18 protein-coding genes are annotated in these 18,101 nt (G+C 52.8%); 10 read left to right on the top strand and 8 right to left on the bottom strand.

The features are described from left to right. The first annotated feature begins 22 nt into the window (after nucleotides 1–22). Together BS640_RS20540 and hemW are read left to right on the top strand one after the other, a co-directional pair. A complete protein-coding gene (locus tag BS640_RS20540) occupies nucleotides 23–631 on the top strand; it encodes an XTP/dITP diphosphatase (protein ID WP_017491897.1) in 609 nt (202 codons plus the stop codon). Then, nucleotides 624–1,760 (top strand): radical SAM family heme chaperone HemW, encoded by a 1,137-nt coding sequence (gene hemW, locus BS640_RS20535; RefSeq protein ID WP_084913250.1) that lies wholly within the window; start codon nucleotides 624–626, stop codon nucleotides 1,758–1,760. The genes BS640_RS20540 and hemW overlap by 8 nt, the downstream gene beginning before the upstream one ends. Nucleotides 1,761–1,801: 41 nt before the next feature. Here the strand turns inward: hemW and BS640_RS20530 are convergent, their stop codons facing one another. The 4 genes from BS640_RS20530 to trmB form a co-directional block, all read right to left on the bottom strand. Continuing rightward, complete coding sequence (locus tag BS640_RS20530) at nucleotides 1,802–2,533, bottom strand: YggN family protein (RefSeq protein WP_017491895.1); 732 nt, start codon at nucleotides 2,531–2,533, stop codon at nucleotides 1,802–1,804. 58 nt (nucleotides 2,534–2,591) lie between these two features. After that, nucleotides 2,592–3,518, bottom strand: a complete 927-nt coding sequence (gene glsB / locus BS640_RS20525) for a glutaminase B (RefSeq protein ID WP_017491894.1) — start codon at nucleotides 3,516–3,518, stop codon at nucleotides 2,592–2,594. Between the two features lie 69 nt (nucleotides 3,519–3,587). Beyond that, entirely contained in the window at nucleotides 3,588–3,914 is a 327-nt protein-coding gene (locus BS640_RS20520; protein WP_017491893.1) for a YggL family protein, read from the bottom strand. Further along, nucleotides 3,914–4,633 carry a tRNA (guanosine(46)-N7)-methyltransferase TrmB gene (gene trmB / locus BS640_RS20515; RefSeq protein WP_026110535.1) on the bottom strand — a complete coding sequence of 240 codons (720 nt, stop codon included), beginning with the start codon at nucleotides 4,631–4,633 and terminating at the stop codon, nucleotides 3,914–3,916. Before trmB ends, BS640_RS20520 begins: the two co-directional genes overlap by 1 nt. Before the next feature lie 323 nt (nucleotides 4,634–4,956). Between trmB and mutY the strand changes: the two genes are divergently transcribed. From mutY to BS640_RS20495, 4 genes are all read left to right on the top strand, one after another. Beyond that, on the top strand, nucleotides 4,957–6,012 hold the full coding sequence (gene mutY / locus BS640_RS20510; protein ID WP_084913249.1) for an A/G-specific adenine glycosylase: 1,056 nt from the start codon (nucleotides 4,957–4,959) through the stop codon (nucleotides 6,010–6,012). 94 nt (nucleotides 6,013–6,106) lie between these two features. After that, entirely contained in the window at nucleotides 6,107–6,379 is a 273-nt protein-coding gene (locus BS640_RS20505) for an oxidative damage protection protein (RefSeq protein ID WP_017491890.1), read from the top strand. 72 nt (nucleotides 6,380–6,451) lie between these two features. Next, entirely contained in the window at nucleotides 6,452–7,531 is a 1,080-nt protein-coding gene (gene mltC, locus BS640_RS20500) for a membrane-bound lytic murein transglycosylase MltC (protein WP_017491889.1), read from the top strand. A 200-nt stretch (nucleotides 7,532–7,731) separates the two neighbouring features. Next, nucleotides 7,732–9,096: a hypothetical protein gene (locus tag BS640_RS20495; protein ID WP_084913248.1), complete on the top strand. Its 1,365-nt coding sequence runs from the start codon at nucleotides 7,732–7,734 to the stop codon at nucleotides 9,094–9,096. Nucleotides 9,097–9,170: 74 nt separating this feature from the next. On the opposite strand, the gene speF is transcribed toward BS640_RS20495, so the two are convergent. Continuing rightward, nucleotides 9,171–11,330 carry an ornithine decarboxylase SpeF gene (gene speF, locus BS640_RS20490; RefSeq protein ID WP_017491887.1) on the bottom strand — a complete coding sequence of 720 codons (2,160 nt, stop codon included), beginning with the start codon at nucleotides 11,328–11,330 and terminating at the stop codon, nucleotides 9,171–9,173. A 736-nt stretch (nucleotides 11,331–12,066) separates the two neighbouring features. Here speF and BS640_RS20485 point away from each other — a divergent pair. Beyond that, entirely contained in the window at nucleotides 12,067–12,699 is a 633-nt protein-coding gene (locus BS640_RS20485) for an NADPH-dependent F420 reductase (protein WP_084913247.1), read from the top strand. Nucleotides 12,700–12,739: 40 nt separating this feature from the next. Here the strand turns inward: BS640_RS20485 and BS640_RS20480 are convergent, their stop codons facing one another. Both BS640_RS20480 and BS640_RS20475 read right to left on the bottom strand, forming a co-directional pair. Next, the gene (locus BS640_RS20480; RefSeq protein ID WP_017491885.1) at nucleotides 12,740–13,480 is read right to left on the bottom strand and encodes an SDR family oxidoreductase; all 741 of its coding nucleotides are present in this window, start codon (nucleotides 13,478–13,480) and stop codon (nucleotides 12,740–12,742) included. Nucleotides 13,481–13,554: 74 nt separating this feature from the next. After that, nucleotides 13,555–13,956, bottom strand: coding sequence for a (R)-mandelonitrile lyase (locus tag BS640_RS20475; protein WP_017491884.1), 402 nt, complete (start codon nucleotides 13,954–13,956; stop codon nucleotides 13,555–13,557). A gap of 248 nt (nucleotides 13,957–14,204) precedes the next feature. Here BS640_RS20475 and BS640_RS20470 point away from each other — a divergent pair, with 248 nt between their 5' ends. Together BS640_RS20470 and BS640_RS20465 are read left to right on the top strand one after the other, a co-directional pair. Further along, nucleotides 14,205–15,098, top strand: coding sequence for a LysR family transcriptional regulator (locus BS640_RS20470; RefSeq protein WP_084913246.1), 894 nt, complete (start codon nucleotides 14,205–14,207; stop codon nucleotides 15,096–15,098). 154 nt (nucleotides 15,099–15,252) lie between these two features. Next, the gene (locus BS640_RS20465) at nucleotides 15,253–16,353 is read left to right on the top strand and encodes an NADH:flavin oxidoreductase/NADH oxidase (RefSeq protein ID WP_017491882.1); all 1,101 of its coding nucleotides are present in this window, start codon (nucleotides 15,253–15,255) and stop codon (nucleotides 16,351–16,353) included. Nucleotides 16,354–16,419: 66 nt separating this feature from the next. Here the strand turns inward: BS640_RS20465 and BS640_RS20460 are convergent, their stop codons facing one another. Then, nucleotides 16,420–16,614 (bottom strand): tautomerase family protein, encoded by a 195-nt coding sequence (locus tag BS640_RS20460; RefSeq protein WP_017491881.1) that lies wholly within the window; start codon nucleotides 16,612–16,614, stop codon nucleotides 16,420–16,422. 199 nt (nucleotides 16,615–16,813) lie between these two features. On the opposite strand from BS640_RS20460, the gene BS640_RS20455 reads away from it, so the two are divergent. Beyond that, nucleotides 16,814–17,836 (top strand): LacI family DNA-binding transcriptional regulator, encoded by a 1,023-nt coding sequence (locus tag BS640_RS20455; RefSeq protein ID WP_038328013.1) that lies wholly within the window; start codon nucleotides 16,814–16,816, stop codon nucleotides 17,834–17,836. Nucleotides 17,837–18,101: the final 265 nt, after the last annotated feature.

Below are 18,101 nucleotides of genomic sequence, written 5' to 3'. Positions count from 1 at the left end.
TTTTTTAATTCAGGAAGTAGAAATGCAAAAAGTAGTGCTGGCCACCGGTAATCCCGGAAAAGTTCGCGAACTCGCGCACCTCCTCGCCAACTTCGGTCTCGAAGTCGTGGCGCAAACCGAGCTGGGCGTTGATGACGCAGATGAAACCGGCCTGACCTTTATTGAAAACGCCATCATCAAGGCGCGTCATGCGGCACAAATCACTGGCCTGCCGGCAGTCGCCGACGACTCAGGTCTGGCGGTCGATTTTCTCGGCGGTGCGCCGGGGATTTACTCCGCGCGCTATTCTGGTGAAGGTGCCACCGATCGTAAGAACCTTGAAAAGCTGCTCGACGCGCTGAAAGACGTGCCGGAAGGCCAGCGTCAGGCGCAGTTCCACTGCGTGCTGGTCTATATGCGCCACGCAGAAGATCCAACGCCGCTGGTATGTCACGGCAGCTGGGCCGGTGAAATCATTCACGCACCGGCCGGTGAAGGCGGTTTTGGTTACGACCCTATTTTCTATGTTCCGGCGCTGGGCAAGACCGCCGCAGAGCTGACCCGCGAAGAAAAAAGCGCGGTTTCTCATCGTGGTCTGGCGTTGGCTCAGTTACTGCAAGCCATGTCCGGGGCTGCCGAAAAGAATGCGTAAGCTGCCCCCTTTAAGTCTGTATCTGCATATTCCCTGGTGTGTTCAAAAATGCCCTTACTGCGATTTCAACTCGCATGCCTTGAAGGGCGAGGTGCCGCATGATGATTATGTGGCGCACCTGCTGGCGGATTTGGATGCCGATCTGCCTCTGACCGCAGGCCGAACTGTAGAAACCATTTTTATCGGCGGTGGCACGCCGAGCCTGCTCAGCAGCGAAGCAATGCAAAATCTGCTCGACGGCGTTCGCGCGCGCCTGCCGCTCTCAGCAGATGCCGAGATAACGATGGAAGCGAACCCAGGCACCGTTGAGGCAGACCGTTTCAGCGGCTATCAACGGGCGGGCGTCAACCGTATCTCTATCGGTGTACAAAGTTTTAGCGCAGAGAAACTGGAACGCTTAGGCCGGATCCACGGCCCGGACGAAGCCAAGCGGGCGGCCCATCTCGCCACCGGACTCGGTCTGCGTAGCTTTAACCTCGACCTGATGCACGGCCTGCCGAATCAGACGCTGGAACAGGCGCTGGACGACCTGCGTCAGGCAATCACCCTCAATCCTCCGCACCTGTCGTGGTATCAGCTCACCATCGAGCCTAACACGCTGTTTGCCTCACGCACGCCCGTGCTGCCTGACGACGATGCGCTGTGGGACATCTTCGAGCAGGGCGACAAATTGCTCACCGCCGCCGGTTATCAGCAGTACGAAACCTCGGCCTATGCCAAGCCGGGATACCAGTGTCAGCACAACCTGAACTACTGGCGCTTCGGGGACTACCTGGGCGTAGGCTGTGGCGCCCACGGCAAGCTCACTCAGCCAGACGGCACTATTTTGCGTACGGTCAAAACCAAGCATCCTCGCGGCTATATGCAGGGTCGCTACATGGACAAACAGCACGAGGTCGACGGCAAAGAGCTGCCGTTCGAGTTCTTTATGAATCGATTCCGACTGCTGGAGGCCGCACCGCGCGAAGAGTTTGGAATTTACACCGGGCTGGAAGAGTCGAGCATTCGTGCGCAGCTTGATGAAGCCATCGCCAGCGAATATCTGGTCGAGACGGCGACGCACTGGCAGATAACCGAGAAAGGCAAACTGTTCCTGAACTCACTGCTGGAACTGTTTTTAGCCGATTAAGCGGTGGCTCCCCCACCAGGCGATGGGGGAGCCATTTATGACTACGGCTTGATGTCCGCCAACAGCTCACGACGCTGCTGCTCGAGAGAGGTCACGCGATTACATACGCTGTGCCCGAAGCCCTCAAACTCGCCCTGCTGTTTCTTCCATTCAGCCTGCACCGCTTGCTGTAGCCCGCCGAGGTTGCTCATCATGGCCTGCAACGGATTGCCACCGCTCGCCATCTGACGCGTCCCCATTTCATTCATGCTGTCCTGCATCACGCCGCCCATGGTTTGTTCAACCAGATGCTGGCCGTCCTGCTGCACTTTATCAATCGCCTGATGATGGAAGGTCAGGCCGTCAGGACGATGCTCAATGACGCGATTCATCTGCGCTTTCAGCTGGCCGTCAAGTTTGGTCAGGCGATTACGCACATTGCTGTCTGGACCCAGTTGCTGAACGATGATGCCGTCCATCGCTACGCGGGCTTTCTCAAGATGCGCTCGAGCCCCCTGGTCAATCCACGGCAGGTCTCGACGCAAGGCCGCCTGGTAGTCCACGGCTTCCTGGCGCTGCCTGGCGGTCAGAGAAATATCTTTGCCATTGTCACTCAACGAACCGTTCTGGGTAATCAGCAGATTGCCGCTGGCACCTACCACCTGCACGGTATCTGGCTTGATGACAATGTCGTCTTTCGGTTTAGCGCTGCACTGAAACTCGGCGTGAGCCTGCAACGCAGTCAAGGCGAGAAGACCGATCAGGCCGTGTTTCAATCCTGTTTTTGCTAACATTTTTACTCCCTTTGGCTCGCAAGCCGGCAGGCTATGCCTTTCGTCTGCGAACGCGCGATTAAAATATTGAACGGCCAATTCTTTGCGCCAGTAACTCTAAGGCAGCGGTTCCGGCTAAAGAGTTCCCGGCGGCATCCAGCTCCGGTGACCACACGGCGATACACATCTCTTCAGGCACCACCGCGATAATCCCGCCGCCAACGCCTGATTTACCGGGCATGCCGACGCGATAGGCAAACTCACCCGCGCCGTCATACATGCCGCTGGTCACCATGAGGGCGTTGATATGTCGTGCCTGACTCGGCTCGATAATCGGCTCTTCTGCGCCCGGCATCAGCCCTTTGTTCACCAGATACAGGAAGGTCCGCGCCAGCTCGCAACAGCTCATCTTCAGCGAGCAGTAGTTGAAATAGGTTTGCAGCACTGTGATAACGTCATTTTCAAAATTACCAAATGACTTCATCAGGTAGGCTATCGCAGCATTGCGATCGGAGTGTTCGAATTCGGAACGAGCCACCAGTGTGTCGTAGTGAATATCCTGCTCGCCAGAAAGCTGGCGCACGACCTCAAGCATACGCTGCTTCGGCGCTGCGAGACGACTTTGCAGCATGTCACAGATAACCAACGCACCCGGGTTGATAAACGGGTTGCGCGGCTTGCCCTTCTCCAGCTCGAGCTGGACCAGCGAGTTAAACGGCTGACCCGAAGGCTCTTTGCCGACGCGCTGCCAGATTTCATGCTCTTCGTAACGGCTCAGGGCAAGCGTCAGGCTTAATACTTTGGAAATAGACTGGATAGAAAAACGCGTGTTTGCATCACCGGCATAAAACTGCTGGCCGTCCACGGTACACACCGCGATCCCGAGATTATTAGGATCGACGGTCGCCAGCGCCGGAATATAGTCCGCCACTTTTCCCTGACCAATCAAAGGCCGAACCTGAGCGAGGATCTCTTCCAGCAGGCCGTTATCTAATTCAGTCGACAAGGTATTTCCCTTTAAAAATAATTAAAGCGCCATGAAGGCGCTTTAGATAACTGATTCAGGGGAGGTAAATCAATCCCACCAGATATCGAACAGTTCGCTAACTTCAACGTCCTGCATTTTATGGTCTTCCAACCATTTTTTCACTAGTTGGCGATGCTCATCGGTGCAACGACCGATTTCCTGTAGGCAAACCAGGCCTTCCCAAACAAGATAGCCGCTGCCGTCAAAGGCCAGCTTATTAGGTTCAATCACGCCGTCAATGAAAGCGTCCAGGAATTCGTCGATCGTCTCGACGCTCGTTCCTTCAGCGAAGTGCCATTTTACGGAGAAACCCAGCTCTTGAAACTCTTCAATGTGTAACTTCTTACGTAAACGACGACTGCGATTCTTGGCCATTATTGCTTCCTCTCAAACATCAGATCCCATACGCCGTGGCCTAAACGCTGACCACGCATTTCGAACTTGGTTACCGGGCGCGATTCTGGACGAGGAACATAGTTGCCCTCGGCCGACAGATTGCCATAAGCCTCCACGCCGCTCATCACTTCGAGCATGTGTTCTGCATAAGGTTCCCAATCTGTTGCCATGTGGAACACGCCACCCAGCTTCAATTTACGGCGCACCAGCTCAACGAACGGAGTTTGCACGATGCGACGTTTGTTGTGACGGGCCTTATGCCACGGGTCTGGAAAGAATAGCTGCACCATATCAAGTGAGCCATCTGGAATCATGGTTTCCAGTACTTCAACGGCATCGTGGCACATCACGCGAAGGTTGCTGACGCCTTCTTCTTGCGCCGTCGCGAGGCACGCACCCACGCCCGGTGAGTGCACTTCAATGCCGATAAAGTTTTGTTCCGGGTGCTGCTGGGCCATCGTCACCAGCGAGGTTCCCATCCCGAAACCGATTTCGAGAACGGTGTGCGCTTCGCGACCAAACAGCGAGGCAATCTCGACAGGCTGCGACTGATATTCAACGCCCATCACCGACCAGTAATTGTCCAGCGCATACTGCTGACCCTTGGTCAGACGGCCCTGACGGCGCACAAAACTGCGGATACGGCGCATAGCGCGACCGTTTTCATCAAACTCCGGTGAAATGACGTCATTTTTCATAGTGCTTTCTATCTGTCTGGCGATAATTTTAGGGAATGGCGCATTATCCAAAGATACCCGCCTTTAGCAAGCTCTCGTTTAAAATCGGACACTTTAGCCGGTACATTTTTCACCCTCTCAATATTTCGCCAGGCTGGCAGGCGGCAACTGCGCAAATCCCCCATCGCTGACTTAATTTAGAGACTGGGGTGAGTAAAGGCAGCCAACCCCCCAGCATTGCGAAGAATGAAGGGGATAAGAGAAAGTTCCGGTTTACAGCTCAAAGACTCTATGCTGCAATCCTTAGCTGAATTTTAACCCTCGACGGGATTTGTAATACGCCTATGATGGAAGCGCATCGCTTCGCGCCTGCGGTACTCGATTGGTATCAACGCTATGGTCGCAAGACCCTACCGTGGCAGCTCGAAAAAACTCCCTATAAAGTCTGGCTCTCCGAGGTGATGCTACAGCAAACTCAAGTTGCGACAGTTATCCCCTACTTCCAGCGCTTTATGGAAAACTTCCCAACCGTCACCGCGTTAGCGGCCGCTCCGCTTGACGAGGTTCTGCACCTTTGGACCGGACTCGGTTACTACGCCCGTGCCCGCAATCTGCACAAAGCCGCGCAGACTATTGTGGCACAACATAACGGCGAATTCCCAACCACCTTCGAAGAAGTTAATGCGCTATCCGGCGTAGGGCGCTCGACCGCAGGTGCCATCCTGTCGCTCTCCCTGGGGCAGCATTACCCTATTCTCGACGGCAACGTAAAACGCGTGCTTGCACGTTGCTATGCCGTCGACGGCTGGCCGGGTGAGAAAAAGGTCGAAAACCGGCTGTGGCAGATAACCGAAGAGGTGACGCCGGCCAAGGGCGTGGAACAGTTTAATCAGGCAATGATGGACCTTGGTGCGATGGTCTGCACCCGCTCGCGTCCAAAGTGCGAGCTTTGCCCGCTGAGCTTCGGCTGCGTTGCTTACGCCAACCATAGCTGGCAGAACTATCCGGGAAAAAAACCTAAAAAAACGTTGCCGGAGAAAACCGCCTACATGCTGATGATTCAGCGGGGTGACAAGGTTTGGCTCGAACAGCGTCCGCCTGTCGGTCTGTGGGGAGGGCTGTTCTGCTTCCCGCAGTTTGCCAGCGAAGACGAGCTAATAACCGGCGGCAAAAAATATGCGATAGCGCGTAGCGCAATGCAGCAAATGGTCTCTTTCCGCCATACTTTCAGCCATTTTCATCTCGATATCGTGCCGATGTTGATAAATATCGACTCGGTAGCGGGTTGCATGGATGAAGGCTCAGGTCTCTGGTATAACTTAGCGCAGCCGCAGTCTGTCGGGCTGGCAGCCCCGGTTGAACGTCTGTTGGGTCAACTGGCAAAAGCGCTGCCACGATAGCAATATTAATAACCTAACTCGTTGATTTTAAGCCATTAAAATGGAACCCCCCAGCGCGAGTTGTGGTCACCGGGCCATAGATGAGGAATTAAGTATGAGCAGGACAATTTTTTGTACGTTCTTGAATAAAGAAGCCGAAGGCCAGGATTTTCAGCTATATCCGGGCGAAGTGGGTAAACGTATCTACAACGAAATCTCTAAAGAAGCTTGGGCGCAGTGGCTGAAGAAACAAACCATGCTCATCAACGAAAAAAAATTAAGCATGATGAATCTCGATGACCGCAAACTGCTGGAACAAGAGATGATCAATTTCCTGTTCGAAGGCCATGATGTGCATATCGAAGGCTACACACCGCCTTCCGAGTAACACCCATACCCATTTGGGGCCAATGTCCGCAAGGATAATGGCCCTATTTTTCATCACGATACGGCTATTAAGATGAAGAAAATTTTAGCGTTACTGGTTATCGCGCCTTTGTTGATTTCCTGTTCGAGCAATAAAAACAATCAATTCAACGAAGCTTACATCAAAGATACCAATGGCTTTGACATTTTGATGGGCCAATTTGCCCACAACATCGAGAACATCTGGGGCATTAATGAAGTCCTGATCGCCGGACCAAAAGACTACGTAAAATATAGCGATCAGTATGAGACCCGCAGCCACATCAACTTTGAAGCGGGTACCATTACCATCGAAACCATCTCGGGGATCGATCCTACCGATAAGCTGCGTCAGGCCATCGTGAAAACCCTGTTGGTCGGCGAAGATGCTACCGGCGTTGACCTCTATTCCGACGCCAATGACATCCAGATCAGTAAAGAGCCCATGCTTTATGGTCAGGTGCTAGACAATACCGGGCAGCCTATCCGCTGGCAGGGTCGTGCGACCAACTTTGCCAACTATTTGCTGCAATACAAGCTGCAAGAACGTCAGTCCGGCCTGCATATCATCTATTCCGTGACGATTCAGATGGTGCCGAACCACCTGGACAAACGGGCGCATAAATATCTGCCGTTGGTGCGCGAAGCCGCCGCAAGATACGGCGTCGATCAGTCACTGATCCTGGCTATCATGCAGACCGAGTCCGCCTTTAACCCGTATGCGGTGAGTAACGCCGACGCGCTGGGTCTGATGCAGGTTGTGCAGCACACCGCCGGTGCCGACGTATTTAAAGCGGAAGGACGCTGGGGCACGCCGAGCCGTAGTTATCTGTTTGATCCAGCGAACAATATCAACACCGGCACGGCCTATCTGGCAATGCTACAAAACGTCTATCTGGCAGGGATAACCAACCCGACCTCGAGACGCTATGCTGTGATTACGGCTTATAACGGCGGTGCGGGCAGCGTGCTGAGGGTCTTCTCGAGCGATAAGACTACGGCGTTTAATATGATAAACGATATGGCGCCGGGAGACGTTTACGATACGCTGATAAGCCGACATCCTTCGGGTGAGTCCCGCCGTTACCTGTATAAAGTGAACAATACGCAGAGAAGCTACCGCCGTACCGACTAGTCGAGACGGAGGCAGTGCAAGCAAAACGGAGACCCAAAAGGTCTCCGTTTTTTTGTTTTGAGCGAAATATAAAAATACGGATTAAAAAGTCGTCTTATAGTTTATCACTGCATCATCCACTAACTCATTCACGTTATTCGTCTTCCTTCTCGCCAATCGATTAAATCACAGTCTTAACGGTAGACATATAGAGATATATCATGCGCATAATTTCAGATTCGACGCTGGCTCTTCAGCGCTGTTTTTCAGCTCAGAATATTACCCGGCTTCCAGCGAATAATAGCGCCATCAGTCGGCTGAATTACCTCGACTTAGCGGTGGATTGCACTCCGTTAACAGATAAACTTATTGCGGCGATGCACGTACCGTCTGATAGAGAGATTGCGAATACGCTACGTGCGCTGGACGATATATTGCTAACTGCGGAGCAGGCCGCTGCTGAATCAGCAACTGAAATCAGTGTCGATGACCTTCAGTTGCAAACATCGCTTTCTGATTATATTTTTGAAAATGCTGTCCCAATCGATTATGAATTATGTCGTTCTCTGAGCATCATCAGCGAAAGCAGCTCATCCTGCTCCTCGCTAACCAGCCAATCCATGCAGAACGGCGGCTGGAGCCGACTTAGAAATATATTAAGCCTTGCGCAGGACGACAATCTTTGCCGTTATTTCCAGAACACTAAAAATATCGTATTACGCAGTGCTATCTGTGTCGCGCTACCGACTTTCCTGCGTCAGTTAATTGCCTATTATACCGAGGCAAGCCTTGAGAGCTATTCTGCCAGCAAAGCCACACGCCTGTCGTTGGCATTATTTTCCAGCACCGTGCCACTGCTGCTAAATTTTATCGGCGGCTTACGCGATTATTTTCACGGCACGGCCAACGTTGTGACTCAGAGTTCTCGCGCATTTAATATGTTGGTGTGCAGCGGCGCACTCATTGCCGCTGCGACCACCGACGTATTACCCGGTATTGCTTCAACGCTGGTTTCTTTTCTCTTTTATAGCTTACTTCGAGAAGGCACACAGACTCTTGTTCGTCTAAGCAGCGAGGCGAAAATAGGCGTCACACAAACTTTACTCGCCGCAGGGTTGTATATTCCCAATCAGGTGGCAGTCTCTTTCACCATGTCACAAACAGCTTCACCGTCTGGCGCTGCGTCGGCCGCGCAGCACTGCATCTATGGCGATACAGTGGTCAACGATCTACTGCGGGCGGGAATTAACACGGCGGGAGAACTGGCAGACAGCCTGGTGTTTCGCGGGCTAAATGCCCTGCATAGCGAGATTCCGCTCAGGAATCGGCTGGAGATAAGCTGGCCCGAGAGTGAACTGCCTGGAGATGTCATGTTTAACTCAATCGCGGCTAGAACAGCGCTAATGACCACTCCGCTGATGGCGTCCGCCGCTTTACAAACTGCCCTCGCGCAGTACTTTGATGAACAAACCCTGGAACAGATTGACGATGCCTTTAATGCGGTCTTACTGGGAATGATCTATCCGAGTTTTGTGGCGGCTATCACCGGGTATCCTGCACCTTCCATGACAGATTCCAAGTGCTGACCATCAGAATGAAAAAACGGAGCCATTGCTCCGTTTTTTAAGGTCTTTTAAGGCATTCTTAGAGAAAAATCAGATTACTCGGCGATGACATAACCCATCACGCGCTTCCAACCGACCGTTTTCTCAACGTACACACCCTGCAATTCCGGTGAGAAGCCCGGCAGAATATTTATGCCCTCTTCCAGCGCCATGAAATAACGCTGAACTGCGCCCCCCCACAGTTCGCCCGGCACCACACAGAGCACGCCCGGAGGATAAGGCAGTGCGCCTTCCGCCGCGATGCGCCCTTCGGCCTGGCTAATGGGAACCAGCTCGACGTTGTCGCGAATGAATTCACTATGCGCGTCCTGCGGGTTCATCACCACCTGCGGGAAGCCCTTCTCGCGGAACATCTCTTTTTGCAGCTCTTTTACGTCGAAGCTGACGTAAAGGTTATGCATCTCCTGACAGAGTTGACGAATAGTGTAGTCGCGGTAGCGCTCTTCATTCTTGCGATACACGGTCGGCAGTACTTCGCTCAGCAGCGCATCTTCTGCGATATAGCGTTCAAAACGGGCGATCTCTTGCACCAGGTGCTGCATCTTGGCCGGTGTTTCAGCCGGAGTCAGCAGGAACAGGATCGAGTTCAGGTCGCACTTCTCTGGCACGATGCCGTTCTCACGCAGGTAGTTAGCGAGAATGGTGGCCGGGATCCCGAACTCGGTGTATTTCCCGCTGCTTGCATCGATGCCCGGCGTGGTCAGCAACAGTTTGCAAGGGTCGACAAAGTACTGCTTCTCGGCATAGCCCGCGAAGGCGTGCCAGCGCTCGCCCGGCACGAAGTCGAAGAAGCGCACGTCGCTCGCCATCTGTTCGGTGTCGTGATCCTGCCACGGCTTACCGTCAATCAGCGGCGGCACGAACGGCTGGATCATCGAGCACTGATTTAGCAGCATCTTGCGAGTGTCAATGCCAAGCTTCACGCACTCCATCCACATATGCTTGCCGCTGCCGCCCGCATGCATACGCGCGTTGACGTCCAGCGCGGCAAACAGCGGGTAAAACGGACTGGTCGAGGCGTGCATCATAAAGGCGTTATTGAGCTTTTTATGGCTGCAATGGCGTTTCTGGCCTTTGATATGATTATCTTTTTTATGAATTTGCGAAGTTTGGGAGAAACCGGCCTGCTGTTTGTGCACCGACTGAGTGACGATAATTCCCGGATCGTTTTCGTTCAGCTCAAGCAGCAGCGGCGAACACTCTTTCATCATCGGGATGAACTGCTCATAGCCGACCCACGCCGAGTCAAACAGGATGTAGTCACACAGATGACCAATCTTCTCCACCACCTGACGGGCGTTGTAAACAGTGCCGTCGTAAGTGCCTAGCTGGATAATCGCCAGACGGAACGGGCGTTTTTCATTGGCGCGCTCAGGCGCAACCTCTTGAATTTGCTTACGCAGATAGCGCTCGTCGAAGCAGGCCGCGTCGATACCGCCGATGAAGCCAAACGGGTTACGCGCCGTTTCGAGATATACCGGCGTAGCGCCCGCCTGCAGCAGCGCGCCATGGTGGTTCGACTTGTGGTTATTGCGGTCGAACAGCACCAGATCGCCACGGGTCAGCAACGCGTTGGTCACCACCTTGTTGGCCGCCGAGGTGCCGTTAAGCACAAAATAGGTCTTGTCTGCGCTGAAGACTTTCGCCGCGTGTTTCTGCGCGTCTTTGGCCGATCCTTCGTGGATAAGCAGATCGCCCAGCTTCACGTCCGCGTTGCACATGTCCGAACGGAAGATGTTTTCGCCGAAAAACTCGAAGAACTGACGTCCGGCCGGATGACGACGGAAAAATTCCCCGCCCTGATGTCCCGGACAGGCAAAAGTGGAATTTTCCATCTCGACGTATTTCTTCAGCGTGTCGAAGAACGGCGGAAATAGCCCCTGCTCGTACTCGTCGGCAGCAGCTTCAAGCTGAGCGGCATAGAACGCCTGATTGGCATCGGCCAGGGCAAAAACGCCCTTGAGCGCAGACAAATAATTTGGAGAAACCTGCTCCGCTCCCTGTACTGCAACAAACGCAGGGATACTGAATCCCAGGGCTTCAACTGCCGCCAGCCTGCCGTTATTAAGGTCATCCACGGAAATTACTATCGCCGCAACGTCGGTGTAGTCCGCACTTTCAAGGCTTACTACGCCACGCGGTGTATCAAGATGGGATGCCACGGAGGCGCTTGCTGCTATTTTTAACTGTTTCATATTACAGGGCTCTCAAACGGTTAAGTAAGAGGGTGTGCCAGAGTGGCACGGCAATGAGCAGGTTTGTTCAACGCAGGGGACGCTTTTTACGTGGTCCATACGTGGAGACCGGCCCGACAAAGTGACGTTAGCTAAGGGGTGATGTCGAGATTAGGTAAGACGTTGCTCTATTTTTAAGCATAGTCGTTACGATACGATTAACCGGTCTCAGCCACGTCTGATAGACATCAGTAAAATCAGAGAACGGCTCTGTTTTTAATAATGCCTAACCGCGAGCAAAGGCTAGCCTTACCGCATGAAAGGATTTACAACGGGAGAAAAACAGGAAATGTCGAGGTCGCTGCACCCTGGCGTCATCATCAATGTTCTTTGGCACTGGCGTGCAGTGCAGTCTGATAAACCGGTCATGAGCCGCAACCCTCTTGAGCTGTCGCGTAGAAAAGAAAGTGTATTTTCTTGCCTAAGAAAACGGCGCAATAATCGCACCTTTTACCCTCAGGTTCAAGCCTGAAACATTGTCAAAAAATGAAAGAGTTTATGATACAAACGGCGATGTTTTTTTCAGGTCTCGCGAAGCGTTTTCGCACGCCAGAAACCTCGGCTCTCTGGGGGGAAAAGGGCGAATGACCGCATAGATTGCTCCTTTGTCGTGACGCCATCATCTACGCTTAAGTAAACCTCAACCAACCTCAGGCAGGCTGCGCGAGTCTCTGTCCTGAGATGCGGAGATGAAAAGATGAAGATTGGAATAATAGGTGCAGGAATGGTGGGCAGAGCCTTTGCGGCGGCGGCTATCAAACAGGGCCACGAGGTCATGATTGCCAACTCGCGCCAACCGGATACCCTTTACTCGCTAACAAAATCGCTCGGCGCCAAGGCCGGACTGGCAAAAGAGGCGGCCGAATTTGCCGACGTGGTATTGCTCGCCATCCCGTTTAAATATTACGAGCAGATCCCGGCAGAATGGTTAGTGGGCAAGGTTCTCATCGACGCCAATAACTATTACCCCGAACGCGATGGGCAAATCGCCCTGCTCGATAACAAAGAATCGACCACCAGCGAAATGATCGCCAGCCACTTTTCGGGGGCCAGAGTGGTCAAAGCATTCAACGCGATTTTAGCCGAGGAGATCCTCGGAGGCGGTAAGCTTGCGGGGTCGGAAAAGCACCGTGCGCACCCTATCGCCGGTGATGATCAGCAGGCAAAAAAAAGCGTTGAGCATCTGCTGGAGCAGTTTGGTTTTGAGGTCATAGATGTGGGTAATTTGAGCGAGGGATACCGCTTTGAACGTGGGTCACCCGCTTATTGCATTCCGATGGACGGGGCAATGCTGCGACAAACGCTGGAAGAGGTACAGAGCAATAATTAAGGCTGCGCTCGGGGGCTTTTGTCCCCCGGCGCATGGCCCATTACAGCTCTTGTCGAGTGGGGCGGAAAAGAATTTCGTTAATATCGACGTCTTCCGGCTGACTGATGGCAAAGGCTACTACGCTGGCGAATGACTCGGCCGAAATCGCCGTATCCTCATAGAATTGTTTGATATTTTTCGCCACGTCCGGCTCGGTGATGCTGTCAGCCAGCTCGCTGGTCACGGCCCCTGGAGAGATAATCGTCGTGCGAATATTGTAGGGCTTCACTTCCTGGCGCAGCCCCTCAGAGATGACGCGAACGGCAGTTTTCGTTGCCGCATAGACCGCGCTACCCGGGCGAACCTTGTGACCGGCAACCGATGAGGTATTGATAATATGCCCGCTTTTCTGCTCTTTCATGTACGGCAATGCTGCCGCAATGCCGTACAGCACGCCTTTGAGGTTAACGTCAATCATTGCGTTCCAGTCGTCGAACTTACGGCGTTCGAGCAGTGAATGCGGCATCAAACCGGCGTTGTTAACAATCACGTCAATGCGCCCATAGTGGCTCACTGCTCGGTCCACCAGCGCCTGAACCTGCTGCGGGTCGGTCACGTCGGTTTTCAGAATAGCGTCTTTACTCAGCGAAAGTTCTTCGGCAATTTTGACCAGCCTGTCGAGGCGGCGTGCACCCAGCACCAGTTTTGCTCCGTCCTTGTGCAAACGACGCGCCAGTGCTTCGCCCAAACCGCTGCTGGCGCCCACGATAACTACCACTTTATTTTCGATACCTTGCGACATAGTGCCTCCGCATTTTTTCAAAATAGCTCTGATAAGACGCTGATATTTGTCTGATAACGGCTTAAAGGGTGCGACTACTTCTGATATTGCTCGTCAGTAACCTTTTCCAGCCATTCGATTGAGCTGCCGTTCAGTGATTCGGCGATAGCGATATGGGTCATGGCATTCTCTGGCGTGGCGCCATGCCAATGCTTTATGCCTTCCGGGATCCAGACGATATCACCTTGATGAATATCCTGAATTTCAGCCCCCCACTCCTGTAACCATCCACGCCCTTGCGTCACAATCAGCGTCTGACCAAGAGGATGAGTATGCCAGGCGTTGCGGGCTCCCGGCTCAAAAGTGACAATCGCGCCACTGATGTTCGCAGATTCCGTCCCTTTAAACGGCGAGTCGATTCGCACCTTGCCGGTAAAATAGGCTTCGGGAGCGGCCTGACTTGGCTGAGAACCTGCGCGGGTAATTTTTATGCTCATTGTTTCTCCGTGTCGGCAGAACTGCCGTCATTATTTTAGTGTTTATAAAATAGGGCTGTTTTAGAAAGTAACAAATAGGCAGAGCCAAGAGTAGATAGAATAATGCGCTAGAACATATGAGCTAAACTCATAAATGGGAGGGCCTGTCTGTGTTACAAAGAGCCAAGCGTCTTAAAGATTAGCCCAAAAAGTGATGCTCAGGCGAGAAATTGCAGACTGAGTCACGTTATTACCGACAAGGTATTTACATGCTAAAAGAAAACTTCAATGACTTAATGTCATTTCTGGTGGTGGCAAGAGAGCGCAGTTTTACCCGCGCCGCGGCCAAACTGGGCGTATCCCAGTCGGCGTTAAGCCACGCAATACGCGGGCTGGAAGAGCGTCTTGAGGTGCGTCTTCTGACCCGTACCACGCGCAGCGTTGCCCCCACCGAAGCCGGTGAAAACCTGGTCAGTAGTATAGGTCCGCACTTTGAAGAAATTGAAAATCACCTCGATGCGCTGAGCGAAATTCGCGACAGGCCGAGCGGTAATATTCGCCTGACCGCAGGTGAACATGCGCTCGATTCGGCGCTGTGGCCGGTAATGAAAAATTTTCTGGCGGATTATCCTGATATTAACGTTGAGGTTATCGTCGATAACGCACTGATGGATATCGTCAGCGACAGATTCGATGCCGGCATCCGCCTGGGTGAACAAGTAGCGAAAGACATGGTTGCCGTCAGAATCGGGCCTGAAATGCGCATGGCGGTCGTCGGCACCCCGACATACTTCGAAAAATATGGCACGCCCTCTACCCCTCAAGATCTGCAAAATCATCGTTGTATCAATATGCGCTTACCGACACTCGGCGGGATCTATGCCTGGGAGTTCGAAAAAGAGGGCAAAGAGCTAAAAATAAGGGTCGATGGACAGCTGACCTTCAACAGCCTGCGTCAACGGCTAGAGGCGGCCCACCTGGGTTTCGGTCTAGTCTATTTACCTGAAGACGTGGTGAAGGACGACCTCACACAGGGCCGATTAATACGCGTACTCGAAGATTGGTGTGCACCATTCCCCGGCTATTATCTCTATTATCCCAGCCGCAAACAGCACACCAAAGCCTTCTCCCTATTGGTTGAGGCGCTGCGCTATCAACGGTAACCCTTCATATTTCGCAGGCCTCGATTATCAGGAAAACGGCGTAAGAGGTTCAATCTTGGCGAGTATTTCATAGGTCAACCGCACCGATTGGCAATCAATTTCCGCTTTCCATCAGCATGATTGCGGCATTCCTCAACTCATTTCGAGATCTGATATGTCCGGATTATTCTCTCCGTTTATCCTTAAAGACGTCACGCTGCGTAACCGCATCGCCATCCCCCCTATGTGCCAATACAGCGCGGTCGATGGCCTGACAAACGACTGGCATCGCGTGCATTACGCAAGCCTCGCGCGCGGTGGAGCGGGTCTGGTTATTGTCGAGGCGACCGCCGTGTCTCCCGAAGGTCGTATCACCCCCGGATGCCTGGGTTTATGGAACGATGTGCAGGCAGAAAGACTGGCGCAGATAGCCAAAGAGATTAAAGCTGCCGGTGCCGTGCCGGGGATTCAGATTGGTCACGCAGGCCGTAAAGCCAGCGCCAACCTGCCGTGGGAAGGTGATGATCATATCGCGGCGGGCGACAGTCGTGGCTGGGAGACAATCTCTCCCTCCGCCGTGGCGTTTGGTCACCACTTGCCCAAAGTACCTCACGAAATGACGCTGGCCGATATCGCTCGCGTTAAAGCCGATTTTGTTGCCGCGACTCGCCGCGCGCGTGATGCAGGTTTCGAATGGATTGAGCTGCACTTCGCTCACGGCTACCTGGCACAGAGCTTCTTCTCCGTGCACGCTAATCAGCGTCAGGACGCCTACGGCGGTAATGTCGAAGGGCGCAGCCGTTTCCTGCTCGAGACACTGGAAGCCGTGCGCAGTGAATGGCCTGAAAACCTGCCGTTGACTGCACGTTTCGGCGTGATTGAGTATGACGGACGCGATGAAGAAACGCTGGAAGAGGCTATCGGCCTCACCAAAAAATTCCGTGCGGGCGGGCTGGACCTGCTGAGCGTCAGCATCGGTTTCTCAACCGCCGACTCCAACATTCCCTGGGGTGCCGGATTCCTGGCACCTGTCGCCGAGCGCGTGCGTAATGAAGCGGGGATCCCGGTAGCTTCTGCATGGGGTATCGACTCACCGGTTATCGCCAGTCAGACCATCGAGCAGAATCAGCTGGATCTGGTGATGGTAGGCCGTGCGCACCTCGCTAACCCTAACTGGCCTTATCAGGCGGCCAAGGCACTGAGTAAAGAAGAGCCGTCATGGGTGCTGCCAGCGCCTTATGCACACTGGCTTGAACGCTATTCAACGGCTGAATAACGCACTTTGATACTGACGTTTCCCGCCTGATAACGGGCGGGAAATATTTAAAATAAGCTGCAAATTTTACTTTTTATTGAGTTCGCTAAACGGCACGCCACCGCGAGACTTGTTAACAGCCTTGGTCTCAACAATAGATACCACAACACGTTCGGCATCCACCTCTAAAGACTCCACCACGGCTTCGGTAATCTTCTTCATTAGCTTGGTTTTTTGCTCAACCGAGCGCCCTTCTACCGCGTAAACCACGATCTCTGGCATGTTCTCTTCCCTCGTCTAACGCTATTTGTGTAGGAAAAATAATACACTAGCATTTAACAACTACATTAATTTTAGTAACAATAATTGAACACTTTAACCCAAGGTTATGAAGGGATATTATGAGCGTACTAGAGAATGATTGCGCAAACATTCCCCCTTTCCAACGTAAGTTGGCGTGAGTTAACCAGTGGAAAATGCATTGAATAACGAAAAAACTGCTAACAAAAATCAATCCCGATCCCCCACGTTAGAGGACGTCGCCAGAGCCGCCGGGTTGTCACCGATGACGGTCAGCCGGGCTCTGAATAACCCAAAAGTTGTGCGTCCTGCGACGATTGCCCGCGTGATGGAGGCAGTCAACGTGACCGGGTACATTCCCAACATGCTGGCCGGGGGTTTGGCAACCAAACGTACCAAGCTGATTGCCGTGGTCGTGCCGCAAATCAATAACAATATGTTCGTTGATACCGTGCAGGCAATCGGGGATGAGCTGGCCCTGCGTGGCTACCATATGCTGCTGTGCATCGTCGGTTATACCCCCGAATCCGAGACCGATATTGTCGCCACGTTGCTTTCAAGACGGCCGGACGGCATCGTGCTGACCGGCATTCATCATTCGTCAGACCTTAAAAGGATCATCCTCAACGCCAATATTCCGGTCGTCGAAATCTGGGACATGACGCCGACTCCGCTGGACATGCTGATTGGCTTCTCACACGACAAAATCGGTCATGCGATCGGCCACTATTTCCTTGAGCAAGGCTTTACCCGCTTTGGTCTGATTTGCGCCTCCGACCGCCGCGCACAGGTTCGTAAAAAGGGTGCGATCGATGTCCTGCGTACCGCACCGGGCAGCTTTATCCGCGAGATAACCGTACCGGCTCCGGCAAATATGCAGGTCGGGCGCAGCGGTCTGGGCCAACTGATGCAAAACGGTGAAGAGTATGACGCGATTATCTGCACCTCAGACACGCTAGCACAGGGCGCAATTATGGAGGCCGAGGCGAGAGGCATGCAGGTTCCGCGCGATCTTAAGGTCATTGGCTTCGCGGATTTAAACTTTGCAGCCTATAACCGCCCGGCGATCACCACCATCTGCATCGATAAGGTCAAAATGGGCCAGCAGGCGGCCAACATGTTAGCCGATAAAATTGAAGGCTATCCGATTGCCGAAAGCGTCGTCGATATGGGCTTCTCGCTGGTTATACGTGAATCGGCCTAACACCCTGAGTTTCCCCGCACGCTTTTCTGTCTAGGCGTGCGGAAAATTTCCGCAGTATTTAATTTTTGCGTCATTCTTACTCTGTTTAAAACTGAACTTTACTCAGTTTTATTACCCTCTCCTCAAGCCTAAATTCCATATCATTAAATGAAACAAACTCTTATTTGTTTATTTTGTTATAAATGTTAGCTAACAAAACCAACATTTAATATCACAAACTTTCAGCATGAAATTATATTTTCCAGAGAGGGGCGCAATATAAAAA

Origin of the sequence: Rouxiella badensis (genome assembly GCF_002093665.1) — a bacterium.
Classification (GTDB): Bacteria; Pseudomonadota; Gammaproteobacteria; order Enterobacterales; family Enterobacteriaceae; genus Rouxiella; species Rouxiella badensis.
Note: the sequence above shows the minus strand (reverse complement) of the source record. Positions and strands in the feature narration are given on the sequence as shown.

Coding starts and splice junctions, on each gene's coding strand:
- mutY (WP_084913249.1), top strand. CDS start 4,957: ATGATGGAAGCGCATCGCTTCGCGCCTGCGGTACTCGATTGGTATCAA.
- BS640_RS20520 (WP_017491893.1), bottom strand. CDS start 3,914: ATGGCCAAGAATCGCAGTCGTCGTTTACGTAAGAAGTTACACATTGAA.
- BS640_RS20470 (WP_084913246.1), top strand. CDS start 14,205: ATGCTAAAAGAAAACTTCAATGACTTAATGTCATTTCTGGTGGTGGCA.
- BS640_RS20475 (WP_017491884.1), bottom strand. CDS start 13,956: ATGAGCATAAAAATTACCCGCGCAGGTTCTCAGCCAAGTCAGGCCGCT.
- BS640_RS20505 (WP_017491890.1), top strand. CDS start 6,107: ATGAGCAGGACAATTTTTTGTACGTTCTTGAATAAAGAAGCCGAAGGC.
- BS640_RS20480 (WP_017491885.1), bottom strand. CDS start 13,480: ATGTCGCAAGGTATCGAAAATAAAGTGGTAGTTATCGTGGGCGCCAGC.
- BS640_RS20485 (WP_084913247.1), top strand. CDS start 12,067: ATGAAGATTGGAATAATAGGTGCAGGAATGGTGGGCAGAGCCTTTGCG.
- BS640_RS20460 (WP_017491881.1), bottom strand. CDS start 16,614: ATGCCAGAGATCGTGGTTTACGCGGTAGAAGGGCGCTCGGTTGAGCAA.
- BS640_RS20540 (WP_017491897.1), top strand. CDS start 23: ATGCAAAAAGTAGTGCTGGCCACCGGTAATCCCGGAAAAGTTCGCGAA.
- mltC (WP_017491889.1), top strand. CDS start 6,452: ATGAAGAAAATTTTAGCGTTACTGGTTATCGCGCCTTTGTTGATTTCC.
- BS640_RS20465 (WP_017491882.1), top strand. CDS start 15,253: ATGTCCGGATTATTCTCTCCGTTTATCCTTAAAGACGTCACGCTGCGT.
- speF (WP_017491887.1), bottom strand. CDS start 11,330: ATGAAACAGTTAAAAATAGCAGCAAGCGCCTCCGTGGCATCCCATCTT.
- BS640_RS20530 (WP_017491895.1), bottom strand. CDS start 2,533: ATGTTAGCAAAAACAGGATTGAAACACGGCCTGATCGGTCTTCTCGCC.
- BS640_RS20495 (WP_084913248.1), top strand. CDS start 7,732: ATGCGCATAATTTCAGATTCGACGCTGGCTCTTCAGCGCTGTTTTTCA.
- hemW (WP_084913250.1), top strand. CDS start 624: ATGCGTAAGCTGCCCCCTTTAAGTCTGTATCTGCATATTCCCTGGTGT.
- trmB (WP_026110535.1), bottom strand. CDS start 4,633: ATGAAAAATGACGTCATTTCACCGGAGTTTGATGAAAACGGTCGCGCT.